This is a genomic window from Croceitalea vernalis (assembly GCF_031846405.1).
In the GTDB taxonomy this organism is placed as follows: Bacteria; Bacteroidota; Bacteroidia; order Flavobacteriales; family Flavobacteriaceae; genus Croceitalea; species Croceitalea vernalis.
Map to the genome: position 1 here is coordinate 733,492 of NZ_JAVRHU010000001.1, position 15,657 is coordinate 749,148.

The following is a 15,657-nucleotide window of genomic DNA, read 5'->3' on the forward strand; positions in this document are numbered from 1 at the left end:
TTAAGTAATTTTGAAAAATATTAAACAAAAAGTACTGCTTCTTGATGGACTATCCAAATGTAAATGCGTTTTCTTTAAGTTTAATAGTATTCTTAGTAGGTTCCGGCCTGTCATTTCTGGTATTTGGGTTTAGCTGTCTTTTTTCACCTTATATGGTTGCCGAATTCAAGCGTTATGGACTTATAGGATACCGAAGGTTAAATGGTTATTTACAGGTAATTGGGGGCTTGGGATTATTTTTGTCGTTTTATAAACCCCTAATTGGTATCATTGCAAGTCTTGGGCTTGCTATTTTAATGTTGCTAGGCTTTTTAGTTCGCCTTAAGATTAAGGACGGCTTCATAAAATCTTTTCCCGCTTTTTTTTATATGATTATCAATAGTATCATCTGTTTTTTACTTTGGAATCAATAAATTCATCTTTTAAATGACTTCTTAAAATAAATCAATATTGGAAGATAAAAATGTATTGGGTACTACTTTAAAACCCTGTTGTTACCAACCAAAAACAGGATTTTACCGAGACGGATTTTGCCGAACCGGCCCAGAAGATGTAGGTACCCATGTGGTCTGTGCGATTATGACGGAAGAGTTTTTAGTGTATACCAAATCACAGGGAAATGATTTGAGTACACCTATACCCATGTATCAGTTTCCGGGCCTCAAACCAGGTGACAAATGGTGTTTGTGCGCTTCGCGATGGAAACAGGCCTACAAGGCTGGTAAAGCTCCTGAAGTTGACCTAGAGGCAACGCATGAAAAAGCATTAGAGATTGTAGATTTTGAGTGGTTATTAGAACTAAAGGCATCTTGAATAACCAAAATTTTCAAGTAATTAACTAACGGTCAATGACTTTTGGAGCTCTAGCTTGCTTAGGAAAATTTCTTTATCAGAGATTTTTCGTACGACTAAAATCGCTAAGATTACAAGTGGAAATTCTACAAGCATACCTACCATTTCGGCTTGCGTACTAGTTAAAAATTCATCTAAGGTTTCTGCACGCCAGCCAAGTTTAAAAGCATACCGATCCACCATACCAGAAATAATCCAAAGTGCCCACCATGCGCCTATTAATCCTCCTGTTCTTTTAATTGTATTTTCTTTTCGTTTTTCGATAAGAGTACTAGTTTCTTCATCAATTTCCATCATTATCTTATAAGGTCTAAACAGATTAAGTATGGGTATAAACCATGCGCCAGCAGCCCAACCTTCATCATAAAGAGGGGTTAATGTGCGACTATGTAAGTTATAATAGGCTCTTCTAAACCAACGGATATAGGTTATGGCAGATATTATAAATAAAACGGAATAAGTAATACCAACAATGCCTTCGCGTAAATCATTGTCTTCTAACTCAGGGTCAGAAACAACAAAACCTTCTTGAACTTTTAAGAGTAAATCATATTGTAGATAAGATGAAATAAATGAAATAATTCCGATTACAAGGATGGCCCATAAAGAATATTCAGCCCATTTTGCCCTCTTAGCATTTGGTCTAATAGGTTTTTTAGGCTTGAGTATATACTTTTTTTGAAGGTCTTCTTTGAAATCGGCACACTCCCCTTCAAAGTCAGCTTCTTTTTCTGTTAATTTACAAAGAAGTCCTTTTTGTAAATCCAGATAACGGTTTTCACACTTTTTGCAAAAAACGAGTCGTTCTTGTCGGGTCATATAGTTGGTAATTTCAGTATAATTAGTAACGGAACAAGGCAGAAATACGTATAATAGGCTATCTTAATCGCTCATTTATTCGATAAAATGATAAAAGCGGTACTTTTTGATATGGACGGAGTCATCATTAACTCAGAACCTTTGCACCAAAAGGCCTATCATGGGATGTTTGATGAAGTGGGCATTACTGTACCTGCTACCTTATATGAAAGTTTTACAGGACAAGCTACTCTAAACATTTGTAACCAGTTGGTACAGCAATTTAAGTTGCAAAGAGCTCCAGAAGAATTGGTTACTGTCAAGCGCAATATTTTCAAAAAGCTATTTTTCAATGATCCTGACCTAGATTTGATTCCTGGGGTCAGAACATTGATTCAAGATTATCATAATAACGGACTAAAGTTGGTATTGGCAAGCTCGGCTTCTATGCCTAACATCAATAATGTGTTCACTAAGTTTAACTTAGACCAGTATTTTTCAGCAAAACTTAGTGGTGCCGATTTAAAAGCTTCAAAACCACATCCTGAAATTTTTATAAAAGCAGCTGAAGCATCAGGGTTTCAAAAAGAAGAATGTATGGTGATTGAAGATTCTACAAACGGAATTAAAGCAGCGCATGCGGCAGGTATTTTTTGTGTGGCCTTTAAAAGTCCACATTCTAAAAATCAAGATTATTCGTTGGCGAGTAAGGTGATAACAGATTTTCAAGAAATCAAATACACCAATTTAACTAGTTTTAAGATAAACTAAGCTACCATATTATTTACGAGCAGCTTTTTTGAATCTTCTAGGTTTTCAATATTGTAATATGTAGCCCCTAATTTATTCAGCTCCGTATTTACAATAACAAAGTGTAGCTTAAAACCATTCTCATAAGTGGCCTTTGCAAAAGAGCAAAATCCGTGATTAGCAGCGTGCTTTCTGGTGGTACCACCGAACTCATCTAGCCAGTTGGTCTCTTTTATGAGTGCTTTGTCGTTTTTAGTGGCAATAAAAAAATTTAAACTTAGATTTTCTTTAAATTGTTCAAGGTTAGTTACATCTGTTTGAAGGATATAATTAATTACAGATTGTTGCTCCCCCCATGATTTGATTTTAAGTACTAATGAATCTAATATCGAATTCATGATTTTAAGGTGTAAAGTTGAATTAGTTTACCTTGAAGTAAGTTAATTGTAAGCTATCACAAAAATGCCAGTTGTTACCATTTACGTATTTGTACCAATTTTTAAACAAGACGTTTGCTGATTTTTGACATTCTTTTTGGGCTAAGTATTATTTTTTGTATCACTACAGCTTTTCTAATTTGGTTTAGATTTAGCCAAGGACAACGTTATCCTGTCGGGTTTTTAGCCTTATTCCTTTTTATCAAAGGTTACTCTTTTGGCTTTTATATTTTTATTAAATATGGTTTAGTTGACTATTTTCCGGTGCTCTACAAGACTCCAGTACCCTTAGAGTTTTTAGTACCTCCTTTTGCATATTTGTATGTGCGCTCGGTACTCCGACAAGAAACAACTTTTCGTAAATCGGATTTATGGCACGCCCTACCCTTTGTATTGGGAGTTTTGAATTATGCTACTTTTTATTTGATGCCCTTGTCCGAAAAAAGACAGGTGGTAGCTGATGTCATTGCTAATCCGGATTACGTTTACCTTGTTCAAGATGGGCTCTTACCAGAATGGTTAGTGCTTATTGTTCAGTTATTTCTTTTCTATTGCTATTTAACCGCGCAATGGTATACTATTATTCAACATTTTAAAGTAAAACCCACTACTGTTTCCAAACAATTTCTCTTTGTGAAGAAGTGGCTATATGATTTTGTAAAACTTCAAACCTTTTATACGACTTCGCTTGTTTTGGTATACGCTGCTAGTTCTTTTTTGATGTTCTCTAATTATAAAGAATATGACGTGCCCTTAATAATCACGACGGTTTTAATGGCGGTTAGCTTTTTGTTTTTGTCGGGCTATCTCTTATGGAATCCTAAGGTGTTAATAGGCCTGCCTCAATTATCAAAGAACTCATCAAAACAGGCGCACAAAATTGTAGTGGAAACCGATACCTATATTTCAAAAATCAAAGAAGAGCAAATGTTTTTGCAGCCCAATGCGAACTTATCAAGCTTAGCGCTGCAATTGGCTATTTCTCCACGTAAACTTTCTGTTAGTATTGATAAGGCTAAGCATAGTAATTTCAATGATTTTATAAACTACCACAGGGTGCTTTTTGCCAAGCAACTTATTGAAGAAGGTTATTTAGAACGGCACTCTATTGAGGCTTTAAGTCAAGCTAGTGGTTTTCATTCTAAAAATGCTTTTTACAGGGCATTTAAAAAAGAATTTGACTGTACTCCCAAGGAGTATCGTAAAAAAGACAACCACCCGGCCGCTAAATAAATCAAGCCTTTAAATCGGAAATCACAGCGTTTGCAGCAGCCTCACCAGAAGCCATAGCTGCATTTAACGACCCACTTAAATTATGATCTCCAGCCATATAAATGCCTAAAGGATGTTTAATACTTGACGAGCTAGGCTCCATACTAAGGTTTTTAATATCAGGCAAAGCCTGCTGAATATGGTAGTTTTTTATAAAGGTTTTCACTTGAATACCACATTCTTTCTTTAGCTCTTGAACTACTGCTTCAACCAATTCAGCTTCATTTTTTTGATGCTTTTTAACCACAGTTACGGATAGCACGGCATCGCCGTTCTGCTGTTGTTCAAATAAGTAGTAAAGGTTGTTGGTCAAACAGTTGGTATTTGCCACCAGACCAATGGTACCAGTTTCAAAAGTCGGTTTTTCTACCGTAAAATATAAGTTATCGCAGCTTTTCCAAGCCACCTTTTGTGTGGTAATTTGGCCATTAGTATCTAAGGGGAGGGTACTGATAACAATATCTGCTCTCAGCTTTTTGCCATTCTTTAAGTGCACTTCTTTAGCGCTAACTTTTGACACTTCAGTTTCGTATTGAAAATCACTTTGTGTTAAATTTCCAACGAGCTGGCCGGCCATTGCTCCAATACCTTTTGCTGGTAGCGCGGCATAACCTTCACCAAACATTTTAAATACAAATTCAAACAAGCGCGAAGAGGTATTTAGCTCTTCCTCTAAAAATATCCCTGTAAAAAAGGGTTTAAAAAAATTATGGATGATGGCCTCAGAAAAGCCATAAGCTTTTAGGTAGTCACTAGTACTTTGCTCTTCGGTCGCAAAAATCTGAGCAATCGATTTTGCTTTAAGCTTTCGGGTTAACTGATAGATTCTGAATTTATCACCCAAAGAGCCTATGCTAGCGCTTAGTGTTGGCCAAAAAGCGGAACGGTCACGCAAGGGGTCACCAATACGTTCTGTTTTTCCATCTTTAAAAATTAAGGCGCCAGGTTTAAAGTAGTGTAGATTTAAGGCATCATAGCTAAGATGTTTTTTTGCCTGTGGATAATCCGTGAGTAAAACTTGAAAACCATGATCAAAGGGAACACCATCAATGGTAGCTGTTTTTACACGACCCCCAGGTTCTCCAGTAGCCTCTAAAAGTGTTGCGGTATACCCGTTTTCTTCCAAAGTTTTAGCCGCGACTAATCCGCTTATGCCTGCACCAATAATATAAATCTTTGATGATTTTTTTGCCATGCTTCACCTGAATTTTTAATTGTAAAAATAGGTTGAAATGTTTAGAATTAAGGCTTATTTTTTTACTACTGCAACAGCTTCAATTTCAACGCCCCATTCAGGTAAACCTAAGGCTTCAACACCAACTAAGGTACTTGCAGGCATATCAGTATCACCCAATAATTCTTTACGAACAGCTCTAAAAGCCGGTAGCATATCAGGACTGTAATTAACGATATAAGTATTGTATTTGACCACATCGTCAAAAGTAGCACCAGAATTTTCAAGGGTGTTGAGCAGTTTGCCCAAAGCATCACTAAATTGTGCTTCAAAGCTTGAACCTTCACCCACCTGGCCTGAAATATATATAGTTTTGATTCCATTGGCTTCTACCGCAACTGCCTCTGAATACCCGTTGTGGGGATCAATATGAGTTTTAGAAAGGGTAGTAGTCTCTTTCGGAGCTTCTGGTATTTGTGGCGTTTCAGTTTTACAGCTAAAAACTAGTAGGAACGCTAATAGAAAGTACGATTTCATGGGTTTTAATTTTACCTCAAGATACCGGTTTTCATTTCATTCTTAAGTGCCCTAGTATTTTTTTCTAAATAGATTTCCGATGCGTCTAAATATGTTGGGTCTATGTACTCGAATACCTCCAGTCAAGACAACTTCTTCAAGTGCTTCAAGGTCTTCTTCAAGTTTGACATGAACATATCTTGTGTTCACATCAATCGGTTTGAGTGCAGTATGACACCCAATAAAGGAGAACTCCAATTGTTGACCTTCCTTTAAAAATGCTTTAGGAATGCTAAGTGAATACAAGCCATCAAAGTCGCTATAGGTTTCAATTTCAGTACCCAATAGTTTGATTATAGTTCCAGGTAGTGACATTTCACCATCACCAACGGTTCCTTTTATAACGATACTATCACTGACTTGGTCTTGCACGGCAATACGGCGGACCACTTGATTTTGTGGTATTGATTTTAGCCCTACGCAAGTGACATTACCTTGCAATTTTGTACTTGTAGCAATAAAAATGGTGTCGTTTACTTTTTTCTCTTGAGCAGTTGCCGGACTCGATAAGCTTAACAGTGAAGTAAAACCAAGCATGGCAGCATTCCGTTGAAAATTACTTCGGGTAACAGACGGTAAAGGGGTGTTGAGCTGATTTGCTTTAAAACGCCCACATAGGTTTTGTCCATGCTTTATTTTTCTGGCCAGTTCACTTTTTGAGGTTGTTGTAAAGTCAATAACCTCTTTGGCACAACTTTTACAGTAGGCCCCTTTTTGGGTGGCGGTCATTTGATTCCAATCTTCATTACAAGGTTCTGGTATGGTAATTTTATAGCTCATGGTTGCTTATTTAAGTCTAAACTACTGCTACAGCAATGGGGAAACAAGCCATAATGAGGGAACGCCCCTTTTCGCTTAGGCAAGCCCATCGGACTGCAGAATTCTCTAGCAACCAGCATTTCAAAAAACAGTATCTTGGGCACCACAAAGCAATTAGATATGGCCGACAGCAACACCTCTAAATCATGGCTAAAAATACTGATTGAACTGGTTGAGGTCTATTTCAAAAGTTCTCGTTCAAGCAACAGAAAGCGAACATGGCATCAGCATGTAGTGCCTTATGATGAGGGCTGGGCGGTACGCCGAGAAGGTAACAAGCGTATCACCTCAAAACATAGAAAACAATCCACTGCTATAAACAAGGCCAAAAGCCTAGCAAAAAAGTATAAAGCCGATGTCATTATTCATAGCGCAGACGGTACCATTCGCGACCGAATCAATTATGACTAACACCTGATGCTATGTTGAAAAAGTTGCGTTGGAGTGATTATGTATTTGGTGTATTTCTACTGCTCCTAATCATCCCGCAAACTCGAAAACCAATTCAGGTAGCAGTGAATAAGGCCAAGATTTTGGTGTGGTCCCCTAGTATAAAGGCTGTGGAAGACCAAGCCCAGCTTATCCCTTTTGATTATAAAGTCTTAAGCTTAGACGGCAAGCCAAAAACTATTGGCGTGGGTAAAGGCAAGGTCACTTTTATCAGTTATTGGGCGACTTGGTGCGCACTATGTTTAGCCGAACTGCCTAATATAGAAAAGTTATACGTTGATTACGGTGAGCACATCAATTTTGTCTTATTAACGAATGAAGCACAAGAAACTGTAACGACCTTCCTTAAAAAGAAGCCGTACACTTTACCTATGTATACGTCTAGAATGGCTCCGCCGCCCTTGTTATTAGATAAAAGTATACCCACCAATTATTTAATTGACCAAAACGGTAAAATTATGAGCAAAGCAACAGGAGCTGCAGATTGGAATAGTAAAAAGGTACGCAGTGTTATAGATGCCTTATTGGAATAAACGAACTAGGTCCTCACCTTGATTAAGGGGAGGTGGCATGCGCATGGCGCATGACGGAGGGGTTTTATTTTACAGCTCAATTCTTATTTTTTATCGACTAGCCAGAAGTTTTAACACTTTACAGAATTTTCTGTAGCAAATCATACGACGAAGTGTTAAATTCAAAAGCCCATTAGGGTCGCAAACCTTGATTCCCCCGATTCATGATATGGTACTGCCAATGAGCTTTGTTTATTTAACTAACTCATGGTAAATAAAAGGCAGTATTTGTGTTTATGCAATACCTACAAACAGGTATTTTTTAAATGAAAGAATATTAAATATCCCTAAGAATGGGGATGTTGTAAACAGTTAATAAAACCAATATTTGAACCAAACCAAAAAACTAATAGAAAATGAAAGTATATGAATCCAATTCACCAATATTTCAAAATTTATTTCTTGTCTTAGATGCAAAAAATGAGCAAGACTATCAATTAATATATCCTAGTCAGTTATATGGCACTTTTTTTACAGTTAGTGCTAAAATAACTTTAAGCAAGAGTAAAAAGAAAGTGACGTGTATAGACATATCTCTTGTTAATTATAAAGGCATGTACAATATAGGTTTAGAAAATTCAACGAAAAATAATTTTTCCTTTGAAAATGGAACTGGAATTCTCACCCTTGATTTGAAAGCATATAATGGAATTGACGATAAAAGTTTAACCAATAGTATATCTCTTATCCTGAAGGAAGAAATTCCAATACAAAAATTTCGTAGAATTTTCACTACTAGAAAGTTGAAAAGTTTTTCTAAGTCAGGAACGATTGTTGGACATCTTGAGGAAGGGCTTTTTGATAGTGAGTTTTATGTTCGAAATGGAAAATATGTTGCTGCAATTAATCGATTGGATGACAAATTACCCAATACCCCACCAGCGGATATTAATATGAAAGCAGGAGATATGTGCATGACATCAACAATTAAAATCGTAAATAGTAATTGATAAGACAAGCCCTAAAGATTATTTTAATTTTTTCGCTCCTTCCTTTTACAGGGATTATTGCTCAAGATAGTTCCAGTAATAAGAATTTAGAGATGTACTATGACCAACTGCGCAGATTGGATGTAAGGTCATCTAAACAATATTTAAAAGATTTGGGAAAAGAGAAAAAAATTTTAGCTCAATCTTTAATAGATTTATGTGAAGGAAAAAATTCACTAGAAGCAATAAAAAATATTGATGAATCAGATATTGACAACAAAATTTTGATTCAATTAATTCAAGGGTATTCGAATTATGAAAACGAAAATACCCCCGAAGCGTTTCATTTTTTCTCTATTGCAATTCAATTATCGGACAACCATCAAAGAATCAATGCTCTGAAGTTTTCTTTAGTTAGTATGCTCAATCTTTTGAGAAAACAGACTTTCTTTAGTGGTCAAAAATATAAGCCGTATCTAGACCATTATGAAGAGTTAGTGAAAGATGCCGACGATAAAAGAATTGTTATGATTTATAAAATCGGCTTAGAATCTAAAGATAATGATGAACTAAAATCGAAATTTCAAGGCTACGATATCATAACTCATTTTGATAAATTATTTCATGATGTTTCAGAAGATACTCCATTGAAAGCCAGATATTATTTTGAGACTGCCGCTCAACTAAAACTAGCAAAAGATTTTGATAGGTCTATTTATCGGTTTAAAAAAGCAGAAGAAATTTCACAAAAGCAACCTATAAATACGTACGTTTATCAATCTGCAATATGGCAATTATCTTCTGTATGTTTAATTCAAGGTAAAGTTGATAAGGCCTTTGTTTATTGGAAAAAATCAACAAAATTATCAAGTAAACTCAGAAATAAATGGTATAATGAACGATTAGGTTCTTGGATATTTCGAGACATGGGCAAGTTAGATTCTGCATATTATTTTTTAAATGAATCAATCAATACAGAATTTCAGTTTAAAGGTAATCAAGAACGTTTTCAATCTTCATTGTTGTCAATTGAAAACCAAACTGAAAAACTAAAACTTGACAAGTTGATTTTAGACAATCGTAGAAAAACAAATCAAAACTATTTAATTATAGCCCTTTCAGTTTTGGCTTTGGGCGCTTTAACAGCAATATTCCTCCAAAAAAACACCACTAAAAAACGCCAATTAGCAGAGCAAGAGGCCCTACTTAAACAAGAACGGGTCGATAACCTGCTTAAACAACAAGAATTGGTCAGTATTGATGCCATGATTGCCGGGCAAGAAAAAGAACGCCAACGCGTGGCGAACGAGTTGCATGACGATTTAGGCAGTCTAATGGCCACCATAAAACTGCATTTTGATAACTCAAAAGTGAGTAAAAAAGACCCTGCGCTGAAAAATGCCCAAAAACTGTTGGAAGAAGCCTATCAAAAAGTGCGGGGCATGGCACATAGTAAAAATTCTGGGGTGATGAGTGATCAAGGGCTATTACCCGCCATTAAAAAAATGGCACAAGTGATTACTCAAACCAACGCTTTAGAGGTTGCCGTTGAGGCATTTGGTATGGGAGACCGATTGGAAAACTCTTTAGAACTCAACCTATTTCGTATGGTGCAAGAACTAGTGGCCAATACCATCAAACATGCAGAGGCCACTAAAGTGACCATTCAATTGACCCAGCATGAGGATAACCTCAATATTATTATTGAAGACAACGGCAAAGGTTTTGACCGTGCTAAAATTGAAACCGATAAAACAGGTATGGGCTTGACCACCATTGAAAAACGAGTAGAACATTTAGAGGGTAATTTTACCATAGACAGTATATTGGGAAAAGGCACTTCCATTTTAATAGACATCCCTGTATGATAACCGTAGCCATAGCCGAAGACCACCAAGCCCTGATTGACGGAATCAAATCGTACGTAAAGTACGAAGATGATATCTCGGTGATTGGCCATGCTAATGACGGTGAAGAATTACTCAAATTGGTACGCCTCAAACAACCCAAAGTTGTGCTCTGCGATATTCGTATGCCCAAGTTAGATGGTATAGAAGCTACTAAAATTATCTTAAAAGAATTACCCTATACCAAAGTAGTGGCTTTTACTATGTTTGACCAAGACGATGCGGTAAAACAAATGCTGGCTGCAGGGGCGCAAGGCTATATTTTAAAGAATAGCAGCCTAGAAATTGTATTAGAAGCTATTCGCGCTGTTGCCAGTGGCAAAACCTACTACGATAAAAAAATTCACCTGCCAGATGCTGAAAAGAACAGTTCTAAAAGTGTGCTCTCCTCTCGCGAGCGTGAGATATTACAATTGATAGCGAAAGGCAGAACCAGCCACCAAATAGCGGAAGAACTCTTTATTGGTAAAAGCACGGTTGATACTCACCGTAAAAACATGATCCGTAAACTCAATTTAAGTGGTGCAGGGGAGTTGTTGCGCTATGCGGTGGAAAAGAAATATGAGTTTTAACAAAGAATATTTATACTTATATAAGATTTCCCCCGCAAATAAAAAAGATAAACTATGCAAAGCGATAGACAGCAGGAGAAAGATTTTTACATTTTTAACATACACACACACATATTTACTAAAGATCATGTGCCAAAATATCTCGCAAAGAAATTTGTAATCTGGCCATTATATTTATTACTCGGAACAGATTTAGGAATTAAGATTATTAAACTTTTTACTAATCGAAAACGAAATTCGTTTTCTTATGAAGCTCGGAATAAGCGTTGGAGTCTTTATAAATGGCGAATGTTTATTATTCGTAACTCTTTATATAATATATTTTATGTTGTTTTTAAGTTGATTTCTACATTAGTTTTTAGCTATTATTTAGTGTTATGGTTGAATCCACTTTTAAATGAAAGCAAATTTGGAAAATGGATTTATCCAATAATAGAGGTCTATATTAAGCCTTATCTTCCTAACATAGAGACGGGTTGGAATCAATTCTTTGTACTTCTTGCGTTTGTCTTTGTTTTTGGTCATTTACGAATTGGACTAAGTAAATTATTGAAGACTAGTATACAAAAATTTGTCGGCAAGGAACGCTTAAAGTTCCTACTCAGGTATCTAAATATTATTAAGTATTCTGACAAGAAAGAAGGAGAGAGCGGAATGTCAATTAATTTTCGGCAATTAAAACAACAATATCCATCCAATAGTAGATTTGTGATACTTCCAATGGATATGGAATTTATGTCTGCCGGCAGGGTTAGAGAACCTTTTTTAGAGCAAATGAAAGGTGTAATGCTGCTTAAGCAAAAAAATCAAAATTCTTTTTTTCCATTTGTACATGTAGATCCAAGGAGGATTGAAAATCAGTTACCAAATGAGCCATTTTTCACTTTCTCCAAAACTAAAGATGGTTCAGTTCAACTTAAAGATTGCCAGTTAAAAACATATTTAGATCAAGGGGCTTGTGGTATCAAAATTTATCCAGCACTTGGGTATTATCCTTTTGATAAAAATTTACTTCCATTATGGCTTTTTTGTGCACAAAATGAAATACCAATAACTACACATTGTTCTGTAGGTCCTATTTTTTATCGGGGAAAGAAAAAGAAAGTTTGGGACAGACATCCAGTTTTTGAAGAAGTTATTTCAGGCAAAGCGGCTAATAATAATCAGGTATTCGAAAAATTGCGACTTATGCAAGTTAAGAACAAAGATTTTCAAGCAAATTTTACTCATCCACTAAATTATTGCTGTCTATTAATGCCTCATTTTTTAAAACAATTATTAGACGAGTATAATGATGATACTTTAAATTCACTTTTTGGTTATAAAAAGGGAACCTTAGAGCAAGACCTTAGTAAACTAAAAATTAACCTAGCACATTATGGTGGTGCTGAAAATTGGGACCGCTTTTTAGATAAAGACCGACAACGAGTGGCAAATGAAATTGTAAATCGACCATTAGAAGGGTTGCGATTAAAGTCAGAGCTGACACAAGTTGGAAACCTTTACGCGCATTGGCACTATTCCGATTGGTTTAGTATTATATCTTCTATGATAATTGAATTTGAAAACGTGTATACAGACATAAGTTACACTGCTCATAATACCCAATACTTAAACTTACTTTCAGAAGTAATGAACCATCCTAAAATACAGGAGAGAGTATTGTTTGGCACTGACTTTTATGTAGTAAGCAATCAGAAAACAGAAAAGGCATACTGGATAGATATGCAGAACCAATTGTCTGAAGATAAATGGCAAAAATTAGCATTTGATAACCCTAACCATTTTATTTAGAGTAGATATAAAATACCTAATAATGGGTATGGTTTGAATTCTTGATGCATTCTACATTTGGGAATATGAAAAACGTGGATAAAAATTTAGAAGATTTTGTTGCTGATATAGACAAGCTTCTGCAGGATTATGATTTAAAAGAATATGTGCTAGAAACTATTAGGTTAATGCCAATCAAAGACGAATTTGAAGATGCTGAGAAAGAGAAAGATACTCGGACTAGACCTAAACTCTATGAAGTAAAAAAATTATCTGACGAAAAACTGAAAATAGAAGTAATTAGCTCAAAAAAAAAATGAAGTTTCAATCGCGTAAATATTATCTACAAGTGCCGTTTGTGTTGATACTTGGTTTCTTCATAGGAATTTTCATGCCAGTGGTTATATACTATCATCAATGGTGGTCAGATATTTTTATCGGAGGCTTTAAAACTTACTCCATAGCGTTTTTTATGGGGCTGTTAGGGGGTACCTGTCAGATGTCTATAGGTTTTGCTAGAGAAATAAATAAACTAGTTGCCCAACCAAGCAAGGTAGTTCTTCCCTCTTATTATGAAGGCTTTGGGTATTTTTTAAAACAAACATGGGGCGGTGTCGCAGCCGTAATTTTTGTTTTAGCAGTGAAACAAGGCTATTTAGCAGCTTTTGAACAGACTACGGAAAGTATAGAGTTAGAAGCATTGGTAGTGATATCTTTTGTTGCAGGATTAAACGCTTATCGCATTTTAAATCAACTCTCTCAAATTTTGAAGTTCAATAAAACTTAGAACAATTAACTCTTATTTATGAAGAAAATAAAAATTGTGGTATTAATGACAATTTGCTTTCAAGCGGTATACGGTCAATATAATGAGGAACAACTTTCCAGAACATTTACTTATTTATCTACGGGTAATTCATTTACAGGTTTTGGGAACTTCGCTTCCTTGTCTACCACGGATAACACTTTAAAGACTTCTCTTTTTTTTCTAAACAAATCAAATGATATATGGAATATCGATATTGAAGCAGGTGCCACACAAGGTATTAGTTCTTTATTTGATGAGGGTAAATTAAATTCTAATGTGAGTTTAGGAGTTGAATATCGGTTTCTTTTTAATAAAGAAGTTGAGCCATATGCAGGAGTCAATGAAATACCTTTAAAACAGTTGGACTTTGAACGGCAAAAGGTTCTGGATGATTATTATGATGGGTTAATTGAAATCCTGAAAAGGTTTGAATTAAAATTTGTTGACACCAAATCAAATGCAACAATAAATATGGACTTCAATGACAAGTTGATTGAATTATTTAAAACTTATGATGAATTAAATTCTTCCGGTAAGTTGGATGGTTTTCCAGAGTTGCAAAAGTCTATTTTAGAAATTATTAGAGGTTTCAAAATTGAAATGGTTGGAAAAACCAGAAAAGAAATCAAACCTGATAAAAAGGAAAAAATTAATTCTAAAAGATTTCCAAAATTGAACAAGAAAGTAAATGAAATAGATGGAATTCTGAAGGGGTATGAGAATCTCACAATAAAAGAACAGGAAAAATTAAATAAGTATGCCAAATCTTTGATTGATACAATTAGGGTTTATCGAGAAGATTTAATGAAAAGAACTGAAGTTAATTTAACTTCGATATTTGCTGATGAAAGATCCAAACTTGTTGATGTTAGGGTAAAAAAGCTCAAAGAAATTAAAAAGAAGAAAAATGCTTTAAAAGCAGATTATGTTAGACTAAACTTTTTCTCCTTAGGACTCAATGCAAAAAATAAAAATTTCTCTAGATTTATTGATACAATTGATGTGGAACAACAACTAAAAAAAACCAATTACACGCAACTAGGTTTTTCGCTTGCATACAACTTCATAACTAACATGAAAAATGTTAATGTTAATAACAATAAGAAAATAACTAGTTTTAATGCGTCTACACTAAAATATCTTACCATTGGGGTAGAATTCAATTATGATGATAATCAAGCCCTACTAGAGGAAGTTCAGGTAATTGATACGCAATTCATTGATGAAGAAAATAATCGAATTGTAAATAAAAGTCAGAATGCATTTCAAGGTGATTATTTGACTGATTTGGCTAGAGTTGAGGCTTTTGTGGATTACTATACATTTCTAAAAAACAACGAAAATTCTATAGCTATTCACCTTAATCCTAAGCTAATATTTCAAGATAACGCAAAACCTAATTCTACAATGCAATTCGGGGTTCTAATCCCTTTTAAGAAAAAAGATGAGGAGACAACAAAAATTAATCTAGAAATATTTTATAGATGGAAAGATATTTTTAATACTTCCAATAGTACAAATTCGCTTTTAAACAGAAATATAATTGGAATTCAAACCGCCTTTCCATTTAACCTTTAAAAAGATAAATTATGCCTTGGTACGTTCACTGTTATCATAATTCGCACACAAACAAACCTCAAGAGTATGGACCTTTCACTAATGATGTCGAAGCTCAAATTTTGGCTGATGACCATATATTAAAAGGGCATGATGCAAGAAAATTTGAATTAGGCTCTTTATCGCACTTAGGTGCTCGAATAAATAAGTTTATGTATCGAACTGGAATCAAAAAGATTAGTGAATCAGATAGCAACTAGTAGTTTATCCTGAAATTCCACTAATAAATGTCTCTACAAAATTCGAAACTTTACTTCTAATCCGCTCCGCTGTTGTTTCTCGTTCTTTTAAACTTGTTTTTTCTTTCATTAAACAACTATATCATATCTCATGGATTTTTGACCACTATTA

General features: G+C 35.0%; 19 protein-coding genes. 14 read left to right on the forward strand and 5 right to left on the reverse strand.

Annotation, left to right across the window (positions count from 1 at the left end):
- The first annotated feature begins 44 nt into the window (after positions 1-44).
- Positions 45-413 (forward strand): DoxX family protein, encoded by a 369-nt coding sequence (locus RM520_RS03285; protein ID WP_311386960.1) that lies wholly within the window; start codon positions 45-47, stop codon positions 411-413.
- 37 nt (positions 414-450) lie between these two features.
- Positions 451-813 carry a DUF2237 family protein gene (locus tag RM520_RS03290; RefSeq protein ID WP_311386961.1) on the forward strand — a complete coding sequence of 121 codons (363 nt, stop codon included), beginning with the start codon at positions 451-453 and terminating at the stop codon, positions 811-813.
- Positions 814-834: 21 nt separating this feature from the next.
- Here the strand turns inward: RM520_RS03290 and RM520_RS03295 are convergent, their stop codons facing one another.
- Positions 835-1,671, reverse strand: coding sequence for a DUF4328 domain-containing protein (locus RM520_RS03295; RefSeq protein WP_311386962.1), 837 nt, complete (start codon positions 1,669-1,671; stop codon positions 835-837).
- Between the two features lie 87 nt (positions 1,672-1,758).
- On the opposite strand from RM520_RS03295, the gene RM520_RS03300 reads away from it, so the two are divergent.
- The gene (locus RM520_RS03300; protein WP_311386963.1) at positions 1,759-2,421 is read left to right on the forward strand and encodes an HAD family hydrolase; all 663 of its coding nucleotides are present in this window, start codon (positions 1,759-1,761) and stop codon (positions 2,419-2,421) included.
- On the opposite strand, the gene RM520_RS03305 is transcribed toward RM520_RS03300, so the two are convergent.
- Entirely contained in the window at positions 2,418-2,798 is a 381-nt protein-coding gene (locus RM520_RS03305; RefSeq protein WP_311386964.1) for a hypothetical protein, read from the reverse strand. The genes RM520_RS03300 and RM520_RS03305 overlap by 4 nt on opposite strands.
- Before the next feature lie 114 nt (positions 2,799-2,912).
- Between RM520_RS03305 and RM520_RS03310 the strand changes: the two genes are divergently transcribed.
- Positions 2,913-4,070: a helix-turn-helix domain-containing protein gene (locus RM520_RS03310; RefSeq protein WP_311386965.1), complete on the forward strand. Its 1,158-nt coding sequence runs from the start codon at positions 2,913-2,915 to the stop codon at positions 4,068-4,070.
- Position 4,071: 1 nt separating this feature from the next.
- Here the strand turns inward: RM520_RS03310 and RM520_RS03315 are convergent, their stop codons facing one another.
- From RM520_RS03315 to RM520_RS03325, 3 genes are read right to left on the reverse strand one after another with little or no spacing between them, the layout of a single operon-like run.
- Entirely contained in the window at positions 4,072-5,304 is a 1,233-nt protein-coding gene (locus RM520_RS03315) for an FAD-dependent oxidoreductase (RefSeq protein WP_311386966.1), read from the reverse strand.
- 54 nt (positions 5,305-5,358) lie between these two features.
- Positions 5,359-5,820, reverse strand: a complete 462-nt coding sequence (locus tag RM520_RS03320) for a RidA family protein (RefSeq protein ID WP_311386967.1) — start codon at positions 5,818-5,820, stop codon at positions 5,359-5,361.
- A gap of 51 nt (positions 5,821-5,871) precedes the next feature.
- Complete coding sequence (locus tag RM520_RS03325) at positions 5,872-6,639, reverse strand: carboxypeptidase-like regulatory domain-containing protein (protein ID WP_311386968.1); 768 nt, start codon at positions 6,637-6,639, stop codon at positions 5,872-5,874.
- 159 nt (positions 6,640-6,798) lie between these two features.
- Between RM520_RS03325 and RM520_RS03330 the strand changes: the two genes are divergently transcribed.
- From RM520_RS03330 to RM520_RS03375, 10 genes are all read left to right on the forward strand, one after another.
- Positions 6,799-7,089, forward strand: coding sequence for a DUF2188 domain-containing protein (locus tag RM520_RS03330; protein WP_311387389.1), 291 nt, complete (start codon positions 6,799-6,801; stop codon positions 7,087-7,089).
- Between the two features lie 11 nt (positions 7,090-7,100).
- Positions 7,101-7,661 carry a TlpA family protein disulfide reductase gene (locus tag RM520_RS03335; protein WP_311386969.1) on the forward strand — a complete coding sequence of 187 codons (561 nt, stop codon included), beginning with the start codon at positions 7,101-7,103 and terminating at the stop codon, positions 7,659-7,661.
- A gap of 395 nt (positions 7,662-8,056) precedes the next feature.
- The gene (locus RM520_RS03340; RefSeq protein WP_311386970.1) at positions 8,057-8,650 is read left to right on the forward strand and encodes a hypothetical protein; all 594 of its coding nucleotides are present in this window, start codon (positions 8,057-8,059) and stop codon (positions 8,648-8,650) included.
- Positions 8,647-10,497 (forward strand): sensor histidine kinase, encoded by a 1,851-nt coding sequence (locus RM520_RS03345; protein ID WP_311386971.1) that lies wholly within the window; start codon positions 8,647-8,649, stop codon positions 10,495-10,497. The genes RM520_RS03340 and RM520_RS03345 overlap by 4 nt, the downstream gene beginning before the upstream one ends.
- The gene (locus RM520_RS03350; RefSeq protein ID WP_311386972.1) at positions 10,494-11,108 is read left to right on the forward strand and encodes a response regulator; all 615 of its coding nucleotides are present in this window, start codon (positions 10,494-10,496) and stop codon (positions 11,106-11,108) included. The genes RM520_RS03345 and RM520_RS03350 overlap by 4 nt, the downstream gene beginning before the upstream one ends.
- A 54-nt stretch (positions 11,109-11,162) precedes the next feature.
- The gene (locus tag RM520_RS03355) at positions 11,163-12,902 is read left to right on the forward strand and encodes an amidohydrolase family protein (protein WP_311386973.1); all 1,740 of its coding nucleotides are present in this window, start codon (positions 11,163-11,165) and stop codon (positions 12,900-12,902) included.
- Between the two features lie 65 nt (positions 12,903-12,967).
- Complete coding sequence (locus RM520_RS03360) at positions 12,968-13,201, forward strand: hypothetical protein (RefSeq protein ID WP_311386974.1); 234 nt, start codon at positions 12,968-12,970, stop codon at positions 13,199-13,201.
- Between the two features lie 71 nt (positions 13,202-13,272).
- Positions 13,273-13,668: a hypothetical protein gene (locus tag RM520_RS03365; protein WP_311386975.1), complete on the forward strand. Its 396-nt coding sequence runs from the start codon at positions 13,273-13,275 to the stop codon at positions 13,666-13,668.
- Between the two features lie 18 nt (positions 13,669-13,686).
- Positions 13,687-15,267, forward strand: a complete 1,581-nt coding sequence (locus RM520_RS03370) for a hypothetical protein (protein ID WP_311386976.1) — start codon at positions 13,687-13,689, stop codon at positions 15,265-15,267.
- Positions 15,268-15,278: 11 nt separating this feature from the next.
- Complete coding sequence (locus RM520_RS03375; protein ID WP_311386977.1) at positions 15,279-15,506, forward strand: hypothetical protein; 228 nt, start codon at positions 15,279-15,281, stop codon at positions 15,504-15,506.
- Positions 15,507-15,657 lie beyond the last annotated feature (151 nt).

What these genes read in the sequence shown, in the direction of transcription:
- RM520_RS03285 (WP_311386960.1), top strand. Translation starts at nt 45, where the DNA reads ATGGACTATCCAAATGTAAATGCGTTTTCTTTAAGTTTAATAGTATTC.
- RM520_RS03295 (WP_311386962.1), bottom strand. Translation starts at nt 1,671, where the DNA reads ATGACCCGACAAGAACGACTCGTTTTTTGCAAAAAGTGTGAAAACCGT.
- RM520_RS03300 (WP_311386963.1), top strand. Translation starts at nt 1,759, where the DNA reads ATGATAAAAGCGGTACTTTTTGATATGGACGGAGTCATCATTAACTCA.
- RM520_RS03305 (WP_311386964.1), bottom strand. Translation starts at nt 2,798, where the DNA reads ATGAATTCGATATTAGATTCATTAGTACTTAAAATCAAATCATGGGGG.
- RM520_RS03315 (WP_311386966.1), bottom strand. Translation starts at nt 5,304, where the DNA reads ATGGCAAAAAAATCATCAAAGATTTATATTATTGGTGCAGGCATAAGC.
- RM520_RS03320 (WP_311386967.1), bottom strand. Translation starts at nt 5,820, where the DNA reads ATGAAATCGTACTTTCTATTAGCGTTCCTACTAGTTTTTAGCTGTAAA.
- RM520_RS03325 (WP_311386968.1), bottom strand. Translation starts at nt 6,639, where the DNA reads ATGAGCTATAAAATTACCATACCAGAACCTTGTAATGAAGATTGGAAT.
- RM520_RS03330 (WP_311387389.1), top strand. Translation starts at nt 6,799, where the DNA reads ATGGCCGACAGCAACACCTCTAAATCATGGCTAAAAATACTGATTGAA.
- RM520_RS03335 (WP_311386969.1), top strand. Translation starts at nt 7,101, where the DNA reads ATGTTGAAAAAGTTGCGTTGGAGTGATTATGTATTTGGTGTATTTCTA.
- RM520_RS03340 (WP_311386970.1), top strand. Translation starts at nt 8,057, where the DNA reads ATGAAAGTATATGAATCCAATTCACCAATATTTCAAAATTTATTTCTT.
- RM520_RS03350 (WP_311386972.1), top strand. Translation starts at nt 10,494, where the DNA reads ATGATAACCGTAGCCATAGCCGAAGACCACCAAGCCCTGATTGACGGA.
- RM520_RS03355 (WP_311386973.1), top strand. Translation starts at nt 11,163, where the DNA reads ATGCAAAGCGATAGACAGCAGGAGAAAGATTTTTACATTTTTAACATA.
- RM520_RS03360 (WP_311386974.1), top strand. Translation starts at nt 12,968, where the DNA reads ATGAAAAACGTGGATAAAAATTTAGAAGATTTTGTTGCTGATATAGAC.
- RM520_RS03365 (WP_311386975.1), top strand. Translation starts at nt 13,273, where the DNA reads ATGCCAGTGGTTATATACTATCATCAATGGTGGTCAGATATTTTTATC.
- RM520_RS03370 (WP_311386976.1), top strand. Translation starts at nt 13,687, where the DNA reads ATGAAGAAAATAAAAATTGTGGTATTAATGACAATTTGCTTTCAAGCG.
- RM520_RS03375 (WP_311386977.1), top strand. Translation starts at nt 15,279, where the DNA reads ATGCCTTGGTACGTTCACTGTTATCATAATTCGCACACAAACAAACCT.